Here is a 21071-nt window from a genome sequence, read left to right as displayed (position 1 = left end):
TCCTTTGGCGAGAAAAATGGCCGACTATACCAGCTGGCCTCTTTTCAAGAAAATTGCACTTATTATCCGAAACCAAGCGTGAATAAATTTCCAGCAAAATTTATCTATGACATGAAATTATGGTCAATACAGATTCAAATCTCTAAAGAAATCTCAAGAGTTTAAGAGATATCGTGTAGCAATGTTTTTATTTGTGACAAGGTTATCATTCTCAACGCCTAATATATGGCTGAACCTGAGAAAACCATTGGAGCGTGCAACTGAAAAACCTAGAGAGTGCACTCTGGTGGAGAAATTATCTGAAGTGAATTAGCTGAATGTATTCCATTAAATGGGGTAGTGATGATCAACCTACCCCAATTTCAAAAAAATCCGTTAAGAAGCAGCCATGATAGGCTTAATGTACGAAATTGGAGCGCTTTGCTCTTCTTCGAACGTAACAACTTCCCAAGCGTTTTCCTGCTTTAACAATTCGCGAAGTAACTTATTGTTTAAAGCATGACCCGATTTATGAGCTCGGAATTCACCAATTAAACTGTTACCCAACAAATACAAGTCACCAATGGCGTCTAATATTTTATGTTTTACGAATTCATCTTCGTAACGCAAACCGTCTTCGTTAAGAATTCGGTACTGATCAACAACGATGGCGTTATCTACACTACCACCTTTGGCCAAACCTTTAGAGCGAAGGTATTCAAAGTCTCGAGTAAAGCCAAAGGTTCTAGCCCGGCTAACTTCTTTAACGAATGAGGTACTAGAGAAGTCAACCTCTGCTCGCGCAACGCGATCTTTAAAGACCGGATGATCGAAGTCGATACTAAAAGATACTTTGAAGCCATCAAATGGCAAAAACTCCGCAACCTTGTCGCCTTCAGATATCGAGACTTTGCGCTTGATACGAATGAATTTTTTCGCCGCAGGCTGTTCTTGTATACCAGCCGACTGGATTAAAAATACAAACGGGCCAGCGCTACCGTCCATAATAGGAACTTCTGACGAACTCACTTCCACAATTGCGTTGTCTACACCTAAGCCTGCCATCGCAGACAATAAATGCTCAACTGTAGAAACACGAACATCACCTTTCATCAGGGTGGTAGAGAGGGTCGTGTCGCCTACGTTCTCTGCATTTGCCAATATATCAACATTTGGCTCTATGTCTGTTCTACGGAAAATAATCCCCGTATCAACAGGAGCAGGCTTAAGTGTTAAATAGACTTTTTCACCGGTGTGTAAACCAACACCTGTTGCGCGAATTGCGTTTTTTAAAGTTCGCTGTTTGATCATCGAGAAGACGAAACTCCAATAGCGTACCAAAACCATGATTGTAATTTTGGTACTAAGTAAAAATTGACGGCAATGTTACCAGAGTTGTTATAGTGACAACAAACACCTGAATGCCAGCCCAACAGACCGAATATAAATTGCTTAGTTCGGATAAGTTGGGCAGAAATACGCCTTCCCTGTCAAATCAAGCGAGTTTTAATCTGCTTGGCGACGTAAAAATGCTGGAATATCAAGATATTCGAGATCTTTGTCATCCATTGGTTTTGGTTTCTGAACCGCTGCACCCATTGCCGACTGACCGTTGCCCGCAGAAACACGAGTTGACTGTTGCTTACGCATAACAGTAGGACGATCTAAGCTGTTGTAATCGGGTTTCGCTAAAGTATTTGCAATAGAGTTATCAATAACTTTGCTTACTTGCGCAGGTTTCGCGGCAGCGACCTCAGAAATATTCGTCAAACCAGTTGCCACAACAGTAACGCGAAGCTCACCAGACATATCTGGATCGATCACAGTTCCAACAACCACAGTTGCATCACCAGATGCAAACTCTTCAATGGTGTCACCCACTTCGGAGAATTCACCCAAGGATAAATCCATACCTGCGGTGATGTTAACCAAGATACCGCGGGCGCCTTCAAGATTAATGTCATCCAATAAAGGACTACGGATAGCAGCTTCGGCGGCTTCACGAGCACGGTTTTCACCTTTCGCAAAACCGGTACCCATCATTGCCATACCCATTTCAGACATTACCGTGCGAACGTCTGCAAAATCGACGTTGATCATTCCAGGACGAATAATCAAATCTGCGATACCTTGCACAGCACCTAATAAAACATCGTTAGCTGCTTTGAAAGCGTCTAACAAAGACGTTGAACTACCCAACACAGACAATAATTTTTCATTTGGAATGGTAATCAGCGAATCCACTCGTTCTTCAAGCTCGGCAATACCTAGCTCGGCTATTTTCATGCGCTTTTTACCTTCAAATGGGAAAGGCTTGGTCACAACCGCAACCGTTAAAATTCCCATTTCGCGAGCAATTTCTGCTACCACTGGAGCACCACCGGTACCAGTACCACCGCCCATGCCAGCGGTGATGAATACCATGTCGGCACCATTTAACACTTCAGCAATTCGATCACGATCTTCCATTGCAGCTTGGCGACCCACATCTGGATTCGCACCAGCGCCAAGACCTTTGGTCATACCCTGACCTAGCTGTAAGACTGTTTTAGTGTCAACATTTTTAAGTGCTTGAGCGTCGGTGTTTGCACAAATAAATTCTACGCCTTCAATATCGCTTTGAATCATGTGCTTGACGGCATTACCGCCACCGCCACCAACTCCAATCACTTTAATCACTGCATTCTGAGGAATGCTGTCAACCAGCTCAAACATAACGTCCCCTCTCTAATTTTAATTAAATTTTTTTGCTTTGCCCTGATGAACTTTTTCAAAAACAAATTCGGTACTTACATATTTGAATCAAACCACTTTTTAATTCTGCCCCATAAATTATTGGAATTTTTTTCCGCAACGCGCTCTCCGCCACTGGCTTGAGCTTTTAATCCGTACAATAAAAGTCCAACACCGGTGGAATAAATTGGGTTATCAACAATATCCGTTAAACCGCGAATATTTTGTGGTGCACCTAAACGTACAGGCATATGGAAAATTTCTTCGGCTAATTCCACAGCACCTTCCATTTTGGCAGTACCTCCGGTCAAAACGATTCCCGCCGCTACTAAATCTTCATAACCACTGCGTCGCAGCTCCGCTTGCACCAAGGTAAATAATTCATCGTAGCGAGGCTCAACAACCTCGGCTAAAGCCTGACGAGATAAATCACGAGGTTTGCGATCGCCAACACTTGGTACCTTTATGCTTTCATCATCGCCTGTGAGTTTAGCGAGCGCGCAAGCGTATTTAATTTTAATTTCTTCAGCGTGAGGTGTTGGAGTGCGTAACGCCATCGCAATATCGTTAGTTACCTGATCACCAGCAATAGGGATAACACCGGTATGACGAATTGCACCTTCACTAAATACTGCGATATCTGTAGTGCCGCCACCAATATCAACCAAACACACACCAAGCTCTTTTTCGTCTTCAGTTAATACCGAATAGCTGGATGCAAGCTGCTCTAAAATAATATCTTCGACTTCTAATCCGCAGCGACGAATACATTTTTCTATATTCTGTGCCGCGTTTACTGCACAGGTTACTAAGTGTACTTTTGCTTCGAGTCGAACTCCCGACATACCTAAAGGTTCTTTAACACCTTCTTGATCGTCGATTAAATATTCCTGCGGCAGTATGTGCAGGATTTTTTGATCCGCTGGAATTGCCACAGCCTGAGCTGCATCGATAACACGTTCCAAATCTTGGTCTAAAACTTCACGATCTTTAATGGCAACAATGCCGTGTGAATTCAAGCTATTAATGTGACTGCCAGCAATACCTGCGTATACGGAATGTATTTGGCAACCCGCCATTAATTCAGCTTCTTCAATAGCACGCTGAATTGATTGCACTGTAGACTCAATATTAACTACAACGCCTTTTTTCAATCCGTTAGATCTGTGAGAGCCGATACCTATAATTTCTAGGTCACCATCAGGCGATACTTCACCCACGATTGCCACCACTTTCGAGGTGCCAATATCGAGACCAACAATCATTCGGTTGTCGTGGGCTTGCGCCATCTTTAATAAACCTTTGTGTAAATAATTTTTCTAAACAAGAAACTACTAGCGTTCGAGAGAATTATCTCGCTTTTCATTCCAACTAACCGCGATACCGTTGGTATAACGTAAATCGATGGTGTTTATATTTTCTACTTTATCGTTTAAATCAGCTTGGTAGACAGCAATTAGTCTTTCAAGTCGAGATTCCAGATTTTTTTTCCCTAATTTAATTTTAAGACCATTGCTTAAAATCATTTGCCAACTGTGGTCAATGGTTAACTCAAGCTGAGTTGGATGCAAACCTTCATTGGACAATATTTTACTGAAGCTCATAAACGCCTCAGCGACTTTTATTTCCGAGTCTGTAGGTCCACTTAAACGAGGTAAATTACTCAACGCGGAGTTATCACCAATAATAATTTTCTCACCTGCTGGGTTTAAAAAACCAGTGTCTCCCCAGCGCGCGATTGCGGTTTCTTCAACAACAGCAACACGAAGCTTATCCGGCCATTGCCTAGACAGTGTTACCTGCGCAATCCAAGGGTCTTGCTCTAGTTGTTTTTTAAGGGCATTCAAGTCCAAGCTTAAAAAACTTTCATCAACCAATGGCGCAACTAAACGCTCTAAATCCGCGACGGATACCTGTTTTAATTCACCATCGATTAAAACCGCTGTCACCGATCTATCTGTAATTTCCGTGACCTTTTCGCGTATAAAAACACCAATAAATATCGCACCAACTATAAGCATAGAAAACACGCAAAAGCGAATGATCCATGCTAACAATACAGCTCCACTAAAAGAGCTTTCGCCATTACTTGTAGAACGACGTTTCTTTCGCGTTGCTCCAGTTTTATTTTTTACACGAGAGCTTTCACGCTTAAAATGTGTTTGTGACGTTCTATCCAGAACTGCAGTCGTCACTCGTTTTTACCTCAATGTTTCTTCGAGAATAGCAAGACACAATTGTCCAAAATCTTTTCCTGAAGCGCGAGCAGCCATTGGCACTAAACTGTGGCTGGTCATACCGGGAACTGTATTGACTTCTAACAAATAAAAATTACCTTTGTCATCGGCCATAAAATCAACTCGGCCCCAACCTTTACCGTCAATACTTTCAAAAGCTTTAACGCTCAGCTGTGATAACTCAGACTGTTTCTCATCAGACAAACCGCATGGAATTAAATATCGCGTATCTTCCGAAATGTACTTTGCGTCGTAGTCGTAAAATACATTGTCTGTCTCAAGTTTAATTGCCGGCAAACTCTGACCCGATAAGATAGCAACCGTATATTCCGCACCAACGATTAATTGCTCAGCAAATACTTTAGAATCGAATTTGCTTGCCAACTCATAGGCGTTTTTTAATTCTTCCGCCGAATGTACCAATGACATTCCGATGCTAGAGCCTTCGTGAGCCGGTTTAACCATGGCTGCGCCGTTTAACGCCTCCATGGTTACCTGCCAATCGCTATTCTCATTTAATTCGACAAAAATAGGAGTTGGTAACGCTAGCGATCGCCAAATGTGTTTGCATTTCAATTTATCCATCGCAAGAGCAGACGCTTGTACACCGCTACCGGTGTAGGGAATATTTAAAAACTCCAGCAAACCTTGAATGGTTCCGTCTTCGCCACCTTTACCATGTAGTGCAATAAAAGCTCGATCCATCGCCGCAACCATAATATTTTCTACGGCTTTTTCTTGCACATCGATCGCGACAACATCTAATCCTAAACCTTGTAATGCTTTATAAACGGCCTGTCCGCTTTCAAGAGAAACTTCTCTTTCAGCAGACATACCGCCGTACAAAACACCAACGCGACCAAATTTATTTTGCAGTTCAACAGACATAAATTTCAAACGCCTACTTCAGCTTGCGCTTCACTAATTCTTTAGCCAGTGTTCCAACATTTCCTGCACCCTGAGTAATTACAATATCTCCGGGTTGAACAATTTCTCTGATAACTTCTGGAACACCTTCAATACTTTTTACAAAAATAGGGTCTACCTGACCGCGAAGTCGAATACTGCGGCTTAAATGTCGTCCATCGGCTCCGGTAATAGCTTCTTCTCCGGCGCTGTACACTTCTAACAAAATCAACACATCTACCGTAGAAAGAACTTCTACAAAATCCTCGAATAAATCGCGCGTACGGGTGTAACGATGTGGCTGATAAATCATTACTAATCGACGCTCTGGCCAACCTGAACGAACGGCATCAATAGTCGCCTGTACTTCACGAGGGTGATGACCATAATCGTCCACCAACATCGCACTCCCTTCGTTGATCTCTAGCTCGCCGAAAACTTGGAAGCGACGACCAACACCGGAAAATCCCGATAATCCTTTTTGAATAGCTTCATCACTAATGCCTTCATCTACAGCAACCGCAATTGCAGCTAAAGCATTCAACACATTGTGTTTGCCAGGCATATTCAAAAATATTTCTAACGGTTCGTTACGATCAGGAATTTCTACCTTAAACCGCGTTGTCATCGCTTCTTGCTGAATATCGATAGCTCGAAAATCACAGTTTGCATTTAAGCCATAGGTCAATACTGGTCTTGCAACATCTGGAATTATTTCGCTGACAACGTCATCGTCACCGCACAAAACCGCTAAACCGTAAAACGGTAAATTGTGTAAAAACTCCACAAAGGTCTTTTTTAGACGAGAAAAATCACCTTCGTAAGTATCCATGTGATCGGCGTCGATATTGGTTACAACCGCAACCATCGGTTGCAAGTGTAAAAATGACGCGTCACTTTCGTCTGCCTCTGCAATTAAGTAGCGGCTCTGACCTAATTGGGCGTTAGTACCTGCGCTATTTAATAATCCACCAATAACGAATGTGGGGTCGCGTTCTGCGGCAGCGAATATAGACGCGACAAAACTGGTAGTGGTTGTTTTTCCATGAGTTCCCGCCACAGCAATACCATGGCGATAGCGCATTAATTCGCCCAACATTTCAGCACGTCTAACCACAGGAATGCGGTATTCTCGGGCGCTGATTAATTCTGGGTTGGATGAATCAATCGCCGTGGAATTAACAACAACGTCGGCACCAACCACATTAGCACCGTGATGCCCGATAAATATTTTTGCGCCCAAATCGGATAATCGCTGAGTTACATCAGACGCTTTTAAATCAGAGCCCGTTATCTGATAACCTTGATTCAATAGTACTTCGGCAATACCACACATGCCCGCACCACCGATACCAATAAAATGAATACGTCGAATACGGCGCATTTCTGGTACCTGATTAATTAAGGTGGAGTTTCCTGCCGGCATTATCGAGCTTCCTCTAAACTTGCAACCGCTAAAGTTTCGGCTGCATCAACCTGTGCGAGTTGTCGCGCACGGTTAGCCATTTCTAATAATTGTTTAAAGTCGCTAAATGCAGACTTAATTTCTTGCGCAAATCGTTCTGGGTTTAAATCTTTTTGCTGACACAATTTTCCAGCGCCCGCATCTACCAACCATTTTGCATTCTGAGTTTGATGATCATCTATCGCATGAGGAAATGGCACCATCAAAGCAGCACAACCAGCAGCGGCTAATTCCGAAACAGTTAATGCGCCCGAACGACAAATAATAAAATGTGCCCAAGCATAGGCCTGCGGCATATCGTCAATATAAGGTTGTACCTGAATACTTTCGCCCAACGAAAGATTGACTTTTTCGTAGGCTTTTACCGTCTCGTCGAAATTTTTACCACCGCACTGATGCAAAACTCGAATCTTTTTACAGAAGCTTGGGTCTTGTTCAGTCAAAATCGCCAAAGCTTGGGCGGTTTGTTCATTTAACGCTGTCGCGCCTAAACTGCCACCAAGAATTAACAAGTGAAATTCTTCCGGCGGGTAAGCTCCCCAGCGATGTTTTGGATCATCAACCTGGCAAATCTCAGCACGTACTGGATTGCCAACAACACTTGCTTTTGCGAATACTCCCGGAAAAGCGGTAAATACTTTATTGGCAATTCGCGACAACAACTTATTGGTTGTTCCAGCGACGGCATTTTGTTCGTGAATAATTAATGGAATCCCGGATAATTTTGCCGCCACACCACCTGGGCCTGCGGCAAATCCTCCAAAACCTAAAACAATATTCGCGTGTCGCTTTGCCAAAATTTTCTTTGCTTGTAAAACGGCTTGTAAAATTAACAAAGGCGCTTTGAGTAAACTCTTCAAACCTTTGCCACGTACGCCTTCTATTTTTATGTAATCGATCTCAATGCCAGCTTTAGGAACTAAAGACGATTCCAATCCGCGCTCAGTACCTAACCAAGTTACCGAACAACCTCTGGCAATTAATTCTCTCGCAACGGCTAACGCAGGATAAATATGCCCGCCCGTGCCACCGGCCATAATTACGGCGTGATTGTTATTACTATTCATCACGCTTGAACCTCAGCAAGAGTTTTCGGCGGTTGCTTTAATTCTTTTTGCACACGAAGCAACAAGCCAATTTGCATCATGCTCGCTACCAAACTACTGCCGCCGTAGCTAATAAAAGGAAGTGTCAATCCTTTGGTGGGCAAAAAACCAGCGGCTACGCCAATATTAATAAATGCTTGGCAAGCGATCATCACGCCAACGCCGTAAGCAATAAAACAAGCAAAATCGGCGTCTTGATTGATGGCTTCTTTCGCCAACATAAAGGCTTTAGCCACCAGTGCAGCAAAAACTAAAATAACCAAAATAGCGCCAACAAAACCAAATTCTTCGGCGATTATGGAAAAGATAAAATCCGTATGGGCTTCAGGCAAAAAAAACAATTTCTGGATACTATTGCCAAGTCCCAAACCAAACCACTCACCGCGACCAAAACCAATTAAAGATTGCGACAACTGGTAACCACTCGAAAACTGATCGGCCCAAGGATCTAAAAATGTTTTGATTCGCTCTAATCGCCACGGTGTTTGCCAAACCAATAAAGCAAACGCACCCAACGCAATAAACGACATCAAAAAGCACTGCCACAGGCGAATTCCTGCAATAAACATCATCGCCATGATGGCCATTACCAAAACAGCTGTAGTACCCAAGTCGGGCTCAGCCAAAATTAATGCTGAAATTACTGCTAATACGGCGAGCGGTTTAAATATCGCTGCCCAATTTGCTTTGATACTTTCTTGCCACTTAGAAAAATAGCTAGCGAAGAAAATCAAACAACAAAACTTAGCCAGTTCAGATGCTTGAATATTGATCGAGCCAAGTCTTAACCATCGTCGTCCATGATTAATCTCGACTCCGATCAACAACACCAACACTAGCAACGCAATTCCAACAATCAGCATAAGCCAGCCAAAATCTCGCCATAGCTTTAAAGGAATGAGAGCAACCACCAAACAGGCAAAAGCCCCTAATCCAGTGAAAATAATGTGACGCCGTGAGAAATACCAAGGGTCGCCATAATTTTCGTTGGCAAAACTTATGGACGCGGATGCAACCATAATAATTCCAATACTGACGAGAATTGCAGTCAAAATCAGTAGTTGTTTATCAGCAAATAAACCTTGTAGAGGATTCTCTATTTGGAGTTTATTTTTACCAACTGACAAGGCATTAATCATCGAGGGCCTCCACCGCAGTGGCAAACACTTGGCCTCGATGGTGATAGCCCGAGAACATGTCAAAGCTGGCGCAAGCCGGTGACAACAAAACACAATCACCTGTCTTTGCTATTTTTGATGCGTAAATCACTGCACTTTCTAGCGAATCTTGTTTGGTAACCGATTGAGAAAAATCTTGATCGGATGAATAACCCAAACGCAGGGCCGCCGAAATTTTGTCAGCGTCTTCGCCAATTAAAATAAATGCCTTCACTTGAGGAATAACAATTGGCAGCAACTCTTTAAAATCAGCGCCTTTACCTTGGCCACCAAGAATGACAATCAACTTAGATTCATTTGAAAGTTCGGGCAGTAACCCTTTTACGGCAGCCAGAGTCGCGCCAACATTAGTCGCTTTCGAATCATTAATGTATTTAACACCGGCAACTTCTTTTACGACTTGGCAACGATGATCAAGACCCGTAAAGCTTTTCAAAGCTTCCATGGATTGTTCATTTAACACACCCATAGTTTTTACGAGCGCCATAGCTGCGAGGGCATTTGCAGCATTATGTAAACCAGCAATTTTAAGTGCTTTGGTATTTAACCAAAAATGTGAGCCCTCACTTAAAAATCTCTCACCTTGTGACTCAGAAATTCCAAACTGATTAAAATCCGGCTTATTTAAGCCAAAACTGTACTGCTTAACGCCCTCTGTTATGGGGCCTTGGGTTAAAACATCTTCACGATTAACAACGCGATTTTTAGCACCAAAATAAATTCTCATTTTGGCTGCGTGATAACCCATAAAATTATCGTAGCGATCTAGATGATCACGACTCACATTTAAAACCGCTGCCGCATGAGCGTTTAAAATTTTTGTGGTTTCAAGCTGAAAACTCGACAACTCTAAAATATAGAAGTCAGGTTTTTCTTTACTTAATAAATCTAGAGCGGGAATACCGATGTTGCCGCCAACATGAACTTTTAGTCCACCAGCGGTTGCCATTTCACCAACCAGTGTAGTAACAGTGGTTTTTCCATTGGAACCCGTAATTGCAACTATCGGAGCATTTGCATGACGCGCAAATAAGTCGATATCACCAATAATATCGACTCCGTGTTGACGAGCATCATCAAACATCGGATCAGCAATAGAAATTCCTGGACTGACAATAAGCTGGGCAAAATCAATAAAATCTTTTGATTTTATGTTCCCAAGTACCGGCTTGTGATCAACAAACTCAGCCAAAAACTCGTTAATTCCGGGTGGAGTTTCGCGCGTATCAAAAATTACAAATCGTTCACCACGACTTTTCAAAAAGCGAGCAACAGACAACCCCGTTGAGCCAAGCCCAACGATCGCTGTTAATTTATTGGTCGCAATCATAGTCATGATAATTATTTGTATACCGTCTTAACGTAGTTTTAATGTCGCCAAACCAAATAACACCAGCATTACTGTAATAATCCAAAATCGGACAATAACGCGCGGCTCAGGCCAGCCTTTTAACTCAAAATGATGATGCAGCGGCGCCATTCTAAAGATACGACGACCGGTTAATTTGTAAGAACCAACTTGCAAAATAACCGACACGGTCTCCATTACAAAAACACCGCCCATAATAAAAAAGACTATTTCGTGGCGGACAATTACCGCCACGGTGCCAAGTGCCGCACCTAAAGCCAGAGCGCCCACGTCACCCATAAATACTTGTGCCGGATAGGTGTTAAACCATAAAAAACCGAGTCCCGCGCCAACTAAAGCCGCGCAAAACACAACCAGCTCACCAGAACCGGGAACACTTGCGATGTGCAAATAATTTGCGAACTCGGCGTGGCCAACTAAGTACGCAAAAATACCCAAAGCAGAACCGACCATCACCGTCGGCATAATCGCCAAGCCGTCTAAGCCATCGGTAAGGTTCACCGCATTGCTCGAACCGACAATGACAAAATAAGTAAGTACAACGTAGAAAACGCCTAGATCAAGCGCTACATTCTTAAAAAAAGGAACGAATAATTGAGTTTCTGCTGGTACCTGCGCTGTTACGTATAAAAATACCGCCGCGCCAATACCTGCGACCGATTGCCAAAAATATTTCCAACGCGCAGGTAAGCCTCTAGAATTTTTTTCAACAACTTTTCGATAATCATCTACCCAACCAACTGCACCAAAAATGGCAGTCACAACTAAAATCACCCAAATAAATCGGTTGTCTAAATCGGCCCAAAGTAATGTGCTAATGAAAATAGCCGCAAGAATTAAGGTTCCTCCCATGGTGGGAGTTCCTGATTTACTTAAATGACTTTGCGGACCATCATTTCGAACTGCTTGACCTATTTGTAACAAATTTAATTTGCGAATCATCCACGGACCTAGCAGCAGCGAAATCGCTAACGCCGTTAAAACGCCTAAAATCGCACGTAGGGTTATGTATTGGAAAACCGAAAAGCCTCTGGCAAAACTTTGCAAGTATTCAAATAGCCACACTAGCATCAGTTGATACTCCCACCAGCAATGATTTTTACAACGTCTTCCATTTTGGTACTGCGTGAACCCTTAACTAAAACTGTATAATTTTCTTTCAAAATACCCATCAAATAATCGATCAACATCTGTTTACTTTCGAAATGCTGGGCATTTTCACCAAATTCTTGCGCTGCAAAACGACTTAAAATACCGCAAGTCAAAAGCGAACTAACGCCTAACTGCTTTGCGTATGCACCCACCTCTTGATGCCAAGTTACGGCATTTTCACCGAGCTCCCCCATATCACCGAGTACTAAAATTTTAGCTCCCGCGTAACTTGCGAGCACCTTAATAGCTGACTTAACACTGCCCGGATTAGCGTTGTAGGTGTCATCAATAACAACTGAACCACCGAGTCCTGCCTTTAGCATCAATCGACCATTAACAGCGGTGAACTCGGTGAGACCAGCAACAATATTTCCTAAACTGACACCAGCAGCCAACGCGCATGCTGAAGCAGCGACTGCATTGGTAATATTCGAATCACCCAATACACCGAGCTCAACAGCAACTTGACCAACAGGCGTGTTTAACTTAAATCGTGCACAGCCATTTTTTTTGAATTCGATATTACTTGCGTAAAAATCCGCCGCTGCATTATTTTGGCTAAACAAATAACGAGGTTGATCACCTAGATTTGCTAGCCAAAAGTCAGCGTAGTCGTCATCAAAATTTACAATGGCTAGACCGCCAGCTTTTAAATTAGAAAATATCTCGCCTTTGGCTTTAGCAATTCCATCCACAGAGCCAAAACCTTCTACATGCGATGGCAAAACATTATTTACCAACGCCACGTCCGGCTTTGCTATCGATGATAAGTAATCAATTTCACCAGGATGGTTTGCGCCCATTTCAATAACTGCGTACTCATGATCTGATTCCAAACGCAGCAATGTGATCGGCACACCGATTTCGTTATTAAAATTTCCTGCTGTTGCTAGGGTATTACCTGCTTTTGATAAAATACTGCTAAGCATCCCTTTTACTGTGGTTTTTCCACAACTGCCGGTGATAGCCACCAAAGGTTTTGCCCACTTTTCTCTTGCCAAACTGGCCATATTGCCAAAGGCTAAAGTGGTATTTTCAACCAAACAATAAGGCAAAGTCGTATCGACCATTCGATCGACCAATAATGCTTGCGCACCGGACTTTTCTACCTGTGATAGAAAATTGTGTCCGTCAAAATTTTTGCCAACAAGCGCAACAAAAAAATCCCCTTCATTAACAGATCGCGAATCTGTAGAAACTGTTGTTACCGTAATGTCGTCTCCAACAAGTTTTCCACCGGTTGCGGCTGCAATTTCACTCAACAGTAATTTCATAATGCCATTGCCCTCTGCGATAAAATTTCACGAGCAACAGCACTGTCTAAATGATTTAAACGTTCTGTCCCGACAATTTGATAATCTTCGTGTCCTTTTCCGGCAATTAACACGGTGTCTTGAACTTGCGCTATTTCGATGGCCTTTCTAATTGCCGATTTGCGATCTAATTCGACGATAACGTTTTCTGGATACTGAAAACCTTCAAAAATATCGCCAACAATTTGTTGTGGAGACTCTGTTCTTGGGTTGTCATTGGTAACGATAATTTGATCGCTATATTGTTCGGCGATAGTAGCCATTTCTTTTCGTTTGCCACGATCGCGATCACCGCCACAACCAAAAATACAAATTAATTCGCCATTACAATGCACTTGCGTAGCGGCTAATGCTTTCGCCAAGCCATCGGGTGTATGCGCATAATCAACAATTACCGTTGGTAAACGTAAGTCGTTATCAACCACTTCCATTCTACCGGCGACGGGCCGAAGCTCAGGAATTACGCTCAGAACCTGTTCGAAGCTAACATCTTCAGCCAACAAGGTGGCTATAACACCCAATAAATTACTTAAATTAAACTCGCCAATTAATGCAGACGAAAAAGCAGATTGCCCTGTTGGTGTTACTAAAACGCCCTCAACACCTGAAGAGTGATAACGAGCATTTTTTACATAAACGTCGGCTTTGGGGTTCTCTACAGAATAGGTCAACCTAGTGGCACTACCAAGGTAGTGCGCAGCTAGCGTATCACCAACAGAATCATCAATATTGAAAATTGCGTTCTGAAGTTCCGGTCTTAAAAATAGCTTTTGTTTAGCGGCAATATAATTTTCCATTGAGCCGTGATAATCCAAATGATCACGACTTAAATTAGTGAATAGTGCTGAAGTAAAATTCAAACTATCTACTCGATACTGATCCAAACTGTGAGAAGAAACCTCCAAAGAAAGGAAGCTTATGTTCTTACTCATTTGTGCTATGTATCGTTGGGCACTAATAGCATCCGGTGTTGTAAAACCCGTTGATGTTAATGTGTTACCAAAAATACCCGCTCCTAAGGTTCCAATAACGCCGCAAGGCTGCTTCAACAAATTCCTAGCATTTGCGTAAAGTTGCGAGCAGGTAGTTTTTCCATTTGTGCCGGTTACACCAAATATTGATAAACTCTTCGCCGGAAATTCAAAAAATTTCGCAGCAATAAATGAGATTTTTTGCAATAAGTTGGGAATTTCGATCACCGAAACATCGCCAACATCTTTGATACGTTCCTTGGTATCGGCCTCAGATAATACCGCCACAGCTCCGGAGTGAATTGCCTGCTCGATATAATTTCTGCCATCAAATTGATGACCTGCTAGGGCAACAAAAACATCTCCGACACTAATTTTTCGACTGTCAGAAACCAAGTCTTTAGGGCAAATTTTCGCGGTAGTTTCTGGCAAAACCAAATTGGAAATATCAGCCAACAATTCGCTAAGATTCAGAGGGCTAGTCATGAAGAAAAGCCTCCTTTATCAGAACGATTTTCCGAGCGCGCGTGCAGTTGCGCAGATTTACTTGGAGGCACATCTAAAATTCGTAGCGCAGCTTCGGTAATTTTTCCAAACACAGGCGCAGCTACTTCACCACCAAAATATTTACCCGATTTTGGCTCGGAAATAACCGTAATAACTACAACTCTAGGATCATCTAGTGGTGCAAAACCCGCAAATAGTGCTCGATAGCGATCGTCGTCATAACCATTTTTGCCAATTAAATGCGCCGTTCCTGACTTACCGGCAGTTAAATAATTTTCGAGCTCTGCGCGTGAACCTGTACCACCTTTTTTTGTTACCGTGGCTAACATAGCTTTCATATCGCGAGCGATTTTTTCAGAAATTACCCGCTCTCCCACAGGCTCTTCTTGAATCTTTAAGAGTGAGACCGGCTTTTTAATTCCATCATTGGCAATCACGTTATAGGCTTGGGCCAACTGCAAAACACTCGCGGTAAATCCGTAACCAAATCCATAGTTAGCAATGGTAACTTTCGGCCACCGATCGTATTGAGGCAACTGGCCAAGCGTTTCTCCGGGAAAACCTGTGCCGGGGGATTGACCAAGCCCCACACGGTAGTACATATCTCGAATAGGTTGAGGCCCTGTCTTAAGCGCAATTTTTGTAGTACCAACCTGGCTGGACTTAGTAATAATTTTCGTTAAATCCATAATTCCGTAATTCACTGGGTCCAAAAAGGTCTTGCCACCAACGTGCAAATAACCAGGACTGGTATCAATTACAGAATTAATATTAACAACACCCTTTTCCATCGCAGCCATTATGCTAAAAGGCTTCATGGTTGAACCCGGCTCAAAGGGATCAACAAGTGCGCGATTTCGAATCTCGTCACTTTCTACTTCGCTACGATCATTCGGATTGAATGAAGGCTGATTAACGAGGGCTAATACCTCTCCGGTTTTGCTGTCTAGAACAATTGCCGATCCAGAGCGTGCATTATTCTCAATGACCGCGGCTTTTAATTCTTTGTACGCGAAATACTGCAAGCGTAAATCGATACTTAGTTGCAACTCTTTGCCAGCACTTGCGGGTTTAATCAAACCAACTTCGCGAATGACTTGTTGTTTTAAGTCTTTTTCGACGTGCCGCCAGCCAGACTCGCCAGATAAGTGATTGTCGTAAGCGAGCTCTAAACCCTCTAAACCATGGTCGTCAAAATCGGTGAAGCCAACGAGGTGAGCACTGATTTCTGCGGAGGGATAAAATCGCAAAAATTCCTGCTGCGAGTACACACCAGGAATTTTTATATCTAATATTTTTTGCGCCTCATCAGGCGGTAACCTGGGCCTGAGCGACATATAAAGTTTGTCTTTATATCGCTCAAGTTTGGATTTCAATTCGCTGTAACTGTAATCACTGGCCGTAGCCAAATCCGCCCAAGTTTCTGGGTGCTGATAAAGAATTTTTGGATTGACTTCTATAGAGAGCAACGGCGTGCTCACAGCCAAAGGTTCGCCATTGCGATCGGTTATGGCACCTCGGTATCCAAGAACAGGTTCTGAACGCAAGGTTCTTGCAGCGCCTTGAGACTGCAAAAACTCGAAACCACGCTCTTCTCCGGGAAGAATTTGTAAGCGAATAAGATGACTGGCCAATGCCGCAACTAAACCAAGCAATACTACCGCCGTGACGTAAAAACGCCACTTTGGCACTAGGACTGGTACCGCTTGAGCCCTAATTTTTTGAGTTGCTTGCTTAGCCACAGTTATCCGTTTATAAAATATAGGTTTTTTCAGTGATCGATAATTATCGAGCCACGATCACAATTTCTTTTGCATTAGGTGCCGACATTTTGAGCTCGTCCGATGCAATTTTTTCAACTCTCGCGTATGCAGCCCAGGTGCTCTTTTCTAAGAGATATCGCCCCCACTGCAACTGCAACTCCGACGATTTGGACTGTTCTTGCGCCAAGATATTGGTATTCATGCGCGTTATGTGGGTTGAATAAATCACCCCAAACGCCGAAGCCAATACAGCCAACCAAAGTAAACACACCAACGTAACCATCCAAGCACCGGGCTTAACAGTGTCTAACTTTGGATTAGGTTTAATCGGTGTATCCATCTCAAATTCCGTTACCGAAACACTTTTATCGAGTTACTGATTAATTCGTCGAGCAAATTTCACTCACCTGACCTGCTGTATGACAGGTACAAAAGAAAGCAGATTTACTTTAATTTTTCTGCAACTCTCATAATCGCGCTGCGTGAGCGAATGTTTTCATTCAACTCTTGCTCACTGGCTTTTTGCGCTTTACTAATTGATCTCAAGCGCTTGTTTAGTTGCTCATCTCTAATGGGTAAGCCCCTAGGTAATTGCTCGCCTTTCTCTTGTTTGCGAATAAACTGTTTAACAATCCGGTCTTCTAGAGAATGAAAGCTGATCACCACCAAACGGCCACCAACCGCTAATACTTCCAAGGCTTGATTTAACGCAGCCTCTAGATCACCCAATTCGTTATTAACATGAATACGAATCGCCTGAAACACACGAGTTGCTGGATTCTTACCCTTTTCCCAAGCCGGATTCGCCGCAGCAACTACCTCGGCAAGATCTGCGGTTCGAGTAAATGGTGTTTCTAATCTGCGCTGGGCAATCGCTCGGGCAATTCGCTTAGCGAAACGCTCTTCACCGTAGGTTTTAAACACCCAGACCATATCTTGCTCAGAAGCAGAGTTAACCCAGTCACTGGCACTCATTCCTGAGGTGGTGTTCATTCGCATATCCAGAGGGCCATCGTGAGTAAAGCTAAAACCTCGTTCAGCCTGGTCTAGTTGTGGCGAAGACACACCCAAATCGAGTAAAACACCCTGCACTTCACCAACTTTTGAACGCTCTGCAAGCAACGGTTGCATTTCGGCAAAGGAGGCATGTGCTATTTCAAACCGTTTATCTTCAGAAAACTTTCGAGCGTCGGTTATTGCTTGCGGATCTTTATCAATGGCAAGTAAATGACCTTGCGAATTGAGTCTTGATAGAATTTGTTCGGAGTGGCCACCTCTACCGTAGGTGCCATCGACGTAATAACCATCATCGGTAATAACCAATGCCTCTACGGCTTCTTTAAGAAGCACCGAATAGTGTTCTTGAGACATATAAGATTTACCTAGAAACTCAACGACATCATTTCTTCGGGCATAGCGTCGTCACTTTCAGAGTCCAATCGCTCAAAGAATTGCTCTTCACCCCACAACTCAAGATTCTTACCTTGACCAATCAACATAACTTTTTTTTCCAAGCCCGCGTAATCTCGTAATGTCGGTGGAATCAAGATCCGACCACCTTCATCCAACTCGAACTCACTGGCATAACCAATCATCAATAACTTAGCCTTACGAGCCGTCTTATTGAATGTTGGCAGAGCTTCGATCTTCGGTAAGATTTCATCCCATTGAGGTTTTGGGTACATCAGCAAACATCGATCTTGGGTATGCGCTGTTAGCACAATGTTACCGGCACAAACGTCATTCAATAACTCACGCGTACGGGTAGGAATAGCCACCCGGCCTTTCGCGTCCATATTGATGAGTTGGTTGCCGAGGAACATTTACCACCGAGAGAGTCGCTAACTCCACAAAAATACACTATTCACCACTTTTTCCCACTAATGCACACTATAAGTGGCATCTACTTAAAGTCAAGTTGGGTAGAATTGTTTAGCGCGTTGATTGCATTGGAAAAATTCAAATTTGAGGAGTAAACGACATAACAGGAAAATTTTAAATAAATTAGGGGTCCATTAGCTTGTTCTATTTTTCTTTAAAAACAACAAGTTAGAACCATCATTAAAATTTGGGATTAAGAAGAAAAAAATTATTAAAGAATTTTTGCGATAATTTCGCAAAAATGTAAACAAGAGTAAAAGTGAATACACACTTTCACTAATATGCTGATAAAAAAAGCAACAAATTTAATTTGATTAAAAATCAATCTAAAAGTTTGTATGCACTAACTTACAGTTGAATCGCAGCCAGCAAAGGAAGCGCTCTCGATCATTCAGTGCGGAGATTAAAAGAGCGTAATTTAACCAAATTTTGGTATTAGAACGCCGATTAAAAACGCTCATTTTGGTGTTTTTATATCGATAGTTAGAAAAATCAGAGCCTTTTTTATAACAAAAACAAATTAGTTTTTAAAAAATCTTCTAGGAAAGGAATCAAAACCGATCAAAAATACGCCAAAAAAGGCTCTGAGAACAACGCGCAAGATAGAGATTATATAAGGCGGGTAAATACTTAGATAAAAACTAAGGTTTTATACAGTGTGGAAGATAGCGCGATAGATCCTGGGTAATGATTTGGGTATCTTCGCGAACCGAAATTCCCGCAGCCTGATCATTTATCAACCACGAACCAATCAGTGTGTAATTGCCGTCAAATTGAGGGAGAGGTTCGTAAGCCTGAAAAATATAGCCTTCGTCCCCGTAAGGGCCATCTGATTGAAAGGTAACCTTTCCATCATTAACGATGCTCACGTTAGCGCCTTCGCGGGCAAAAATCGGCTTCTTAACAAAATGCCTCAGTCCCGCATCGATCGCCGCTTGCTCCGAAAAAAAACAAGGCAGTAGATTCGGGTGACGGGGAAACATCTCCCACAATAATGGAAGTAGTGCTTTGTTAGATACGAGCGCCTTCCAGGCTGGTTCTAGCCAACGAACACCTGCCTCATCAAGATGCTCGGCAAAATCTTCCCTGAGCATAAACTCCCAAGGATACAATTTAAACAACACATCAATGACTTGATCAGAAGAGTCCGTAAAAACCGACCGTTGCTCAGACTCTAGATAGCCCAAGCCAATATCCTCTACATAAACAAACTCGCTATCTAAACCAGCTTCTCTAGCACAGTCCTCTAGGTATTGAACGGTTCCGCGATCTTCATCGGTGTCTTTACAGCAGGAAAAATGAAACAGATTCTGTTGATAGTGCTGCGATAAAAATCGGAAACGATCGATTAGCTTTTCCTGAATAGAATTGAATTGATCGCTTTGATTGGACAACTCAGCAGAACGAATCTTATCCTCTAGCCATAACCATTGCCAAAAGCCTGATTCGTATAAGCTTGTCGGTGTATCGGCGTTGTTTTCGAAGAGTTTGGCCGGTGAGCTGCCGTTGTATGCGAGATCGAGCCGAGAATATAAGCTCGGTTCTTTTTGCTTCCAGGAATTTCGAACCAAATCCCACTGATCGCGTGGAATTTGAAATAAAGCCATAAGCTCTTCGCTGTCAACGACTCGATCGACAACCTGCAAACACATCTGGTGAATCTCCTCGGTGGGAGATTCGATATCGCGCTCAATCTGCTCTAGGGAGAACTCGTAATACGCCGTCTCGTCCCAGTAGGCTTGGCCATACATGGTGTGGAATTTAAATCCAAACTCTAATGCCAAGCCTTGCCAGTCATTTCGCTCCCGCGTCTTAATTCGACGCACAATTAACCGCCCCAACCGCCTTTAGATGAACCCCAACCACTTTTCGACGAGCTACTACTCCAATTCGACTTGGCGGCAACAGTCGATCCAAAACCACCGCGAGCGATTGTCTTAGTAACCTTAGGTTTTGGTTTAAACGCAGAATCATCTACCCGGATTGATCCGTACCGACTCGGGCCATACACGTAGCCATCAACAGAAGACCATTGGCCGTAAAATGGAGAGTGCCTTGAGTAAGAGGTATAAAGTGGCGCGGTTTGATAGCGTCTACGGTCGGTAATGTCGTCGATAACATTCGCTAAAATAAAGCCTGCCATGGCTGGAACAAACCAACTCTGCCCACTTGGCGCTTGGTAAGGAACACAGTTTCGCTCACCAAACTCGTAGGTGCAGGACTCAAGCGTGGAGTATTTGGGGCCGGATTCACTGGCTTTACCAAGAGCTTCGTTATACGCGGCCTGGCAGGTTTCAGCTTGTTCGGGATTTTGACTGATGCAGTCGGAGGCATCGCTGTATACAACCCCTTTTTCACCGCCATCTGAACAGGCAACTAAGGTCGCTGCCGCAACAGACACAACAATTGGTTTTAAGTGCGTAGTAAGTATTGAGCCAATAGTAGATTGGTCGAGCTTGCGCATTCGCTGCAAATTAATTGAACGAGTTCTCTTCATGATTCACGCTCCAA

The 21071-nt window shown here is 43.1% G+C and carries 18 protein-coding genes; all 18 read right to left on the bottom strand.

What is annotated here, in order from left to right; genetic code table 11:
* Positions 1-375: 375 nt before the first annotated feature.
* The gene (gene lpxC, locus ACYQ28_RS14935) at positions 376-1290 is read right to left on the bottom strand and encodes a UDP-3-O-acyl-N-acetylglucosamine deacetylase (RefSeq protein ID WP_460051195.1); all 915 of its coding nucleotides are present in this window, start codon (positions 1288-1290) and stop codon (positions 376-378) included.
* 195 nt (positions 1291-1485) lie between these two features.
* A complete protein-coding gene (gene ftsZ / locus ACYQ28_RS14930; protein WP_460051197.1) occupies positions 1486-2694 on the bottom strand; it encodes a cell division protein FtsZ in 1209 nt (402 codons plus the stop codon).
* Positions 2695-2768: 74 nt separating this feature from the next.
* The gene (ftsA, locus tag ACYQ28_RS14925; protein ID WP_460051199.1) at positions 2769-4001 is read right to left on the bottom strand and encodes a cell division protein FtsA; all 1233 of its coding nucleotides are present in this window, start codon (positions 3999-4001) and stop codon (positions 2769-2771) included.
* A 45-nt stretch (positions 4002-4046) separates the two neighbouring features.
* Complete coding sequence (locus ACYQ28_RS14920) at positions 4047-4907, bottom strand: cell division protein FtsQ/DivIB (RefSeq protein WP_460051201.1); 861 nt, start codon at positions 4905-4907, stop codon at positions 4047-4049.
* Positions 4908-4913: 6 nt separating this feature from the next.
* Positions 4914-5837 carry a D-alanine--D-alanine ligase gene (locus ACYQ28_RS14915; RefSeq protein ID WP_460051203.1) on the bottom strand — a complete coding sequence of 308 codons (924 nt, stop codon included), beginning with the start codon at positions 5835-5837 and terminating at the stop codon, positions 4914-4916.
* 13 nt (positions 5838-5850) lie between these two features.
* A complete protein-coding gene (gene murC / locus ACYQ28_RS14910) occupies positions 5851-7281 on the bottom strand; it encodes a UDP-N-acetylmuramate--L-alanine ligase (RefSeq protein WP_460051205.1) in 1431 nt (476 codons plus the stop codon).
* Positions 7281-8387 (bottom strand): undecaprenyldiphospho-muramoylpentapeptide beta-N-acetylglucosaminyltransferase, encoded by a 1107-nt coding sequence (murG, locus tag ACYQ28_RS14905; protein ID WP_460051207.1) that lies wholly within the window; start codon positions 8385-8387, stop codon positions 7281-7283. Before murG ends, murC begins: the two co-directional genes overlap by 1 nt.
* Complete coding sequence (gene ftsW, locus ACYQ28_RS14900) at positions 8387-9565, bottom strand: putative lipid II flippase FtsW (protein WP_460051209.1); 1179 nt, start codon at positions 9563-9565, stop codon at positions 8387-8389. The genes murG and ftsW overlap by 1 nt, the downstream gene beginning before the upstream one ends.
* Positions 9558-10940 carry a UDP-N-acetylmuramoyl-L-alanine--D-glutamate ligase gene (murD, locus tag ACYQ28_RS14895; protein ID WP_460051211.1) on the bottom strand — a complete coding sequence of 461 codons (1383 nt, stop codon included), beginning with the start codon at positions 10938-10940 and terminating at the stop codon, positions 9558-9560. Before murD ends, ftsW begins: the two co-directional genes overlap by 8 nt.
* 21 nt (positions 10941-10961) lie before the next feature.
* Complete coding sequence (gene mraY, locus ACYQ28_RS14890) at positions 10962-12044, bottom strand: phospho-N-acetylmuramoyl-pentapeptide-transferase (protein WP_460051213.1); 1083 nt, start codon at positions 12042-12044, stop codon at positions 10962-10964.
* Positions 12044-13399, bottom strand: coding sequence for a UDP-N-acetylmuramoyl-tripeptide--D-alanyl-D-alanine ligase (locus ACYQ28_RS14885; RefSeq protein ID WP_460051215.1), 1356 nt, complete (start codon positions 13397-13399; stop codon positions 12044-12046). Before ACYQ28_RS14885 ends, mraY begins: the two co-directional genes overlap by 1 nt.
* Positions 13396-14895 (bottom strand): UDP-N-acetylmuramoyl-L-alanyl-D-glutamate--2,6-diaminopimelate ligase, encoded by a 1500-nt coding sequence (locus ACYQ28_RS14880; protein ID WP_460051217.1) that lies wholly within the window; start codon positions 14893-14895, stop codon positions 13396-13398. The genes ACYQ28_RS14885 and ACYQ28_RS14880 overlap by 4 nt, the downstream gene beginning before the upstream one ends.
* Entirely contained in the window at positions 14892-16658 is a 1767-nt protein-coding gene (locus ACYQ28_RS14875; RefSeq protein ID WP_460051219.1) for a peptidoglycan D,D-transpeptidase FtsI family protein, read from the bottom strand. Before ACYQ28_RS14875 ends, ACYQ28_RS14880 begins: the two co-directional genes overlap by 4 nt.
* Before the next feature lie 43 nt (positions 16659-16701).
* Entirely contained in the window at positions 16702-17019 is a 318-nt protein-coding gene (gene ftsL, locus ACYQ28_RS14870) for a cell division protein FtsL (RefSeq protein WP_460051221.1), read from the bottom strand.
* Positions 17020-17123: 104 nt separating this feature from the next.
* A complete protein-coding gene (gene rsmH, locus ACYQ28_RS14865) occupies positions 17124-18050 on the bottom strand; it encodes a 16S rRNA (cytosine(1402)-N(4))-methyltransferase RsmH (protein WP_460051223.1) in 927 nt (308 codons plus the stop codon).
* A gap of 11 nt (positions 18051-18061) precedes the next feature.
* Entirely contained in the window at positions 18062-18502 is a 441-nt protein-coding gene (gene mraZ, locus ACYQ28_RS14860) for a division/cell wall cluster transcriptional repressor MraZ (RefSeq protein WP_460051225.1), read from the bottom strand.
* A 699-nt stretch (positions 18503-19201) separates the two neighbouring features.
* Entirely contained in the window at positions 19202-20386 is a 1185-nt protein-coding gene (locus ACYQ28_RS14855; protein ID WP_460051227.1) for a glutathionylspermidine synthase family protein, read from the bottom strand.
* 2 nt (positions 20387-20388) lie between these two features.
* A complete protein-coding gene (locus ACYQ28_RS14850) occupies positions 20389-21057 on the bottom strand; it encodes a DUF1190 domain-containing protein (protein WP_460051229.1) in 669 nt (222 codons plus the stop codon).
* Between the last annotated feature and the right edge of the window lie 14 nt (positions 21058-21071).

Source organism: Sessilibacter sp. MAH1 (assembly GCF_054658315.1).
This window is presented reverse-complemented; position numbering and strand designations above follow the sequence as displayed.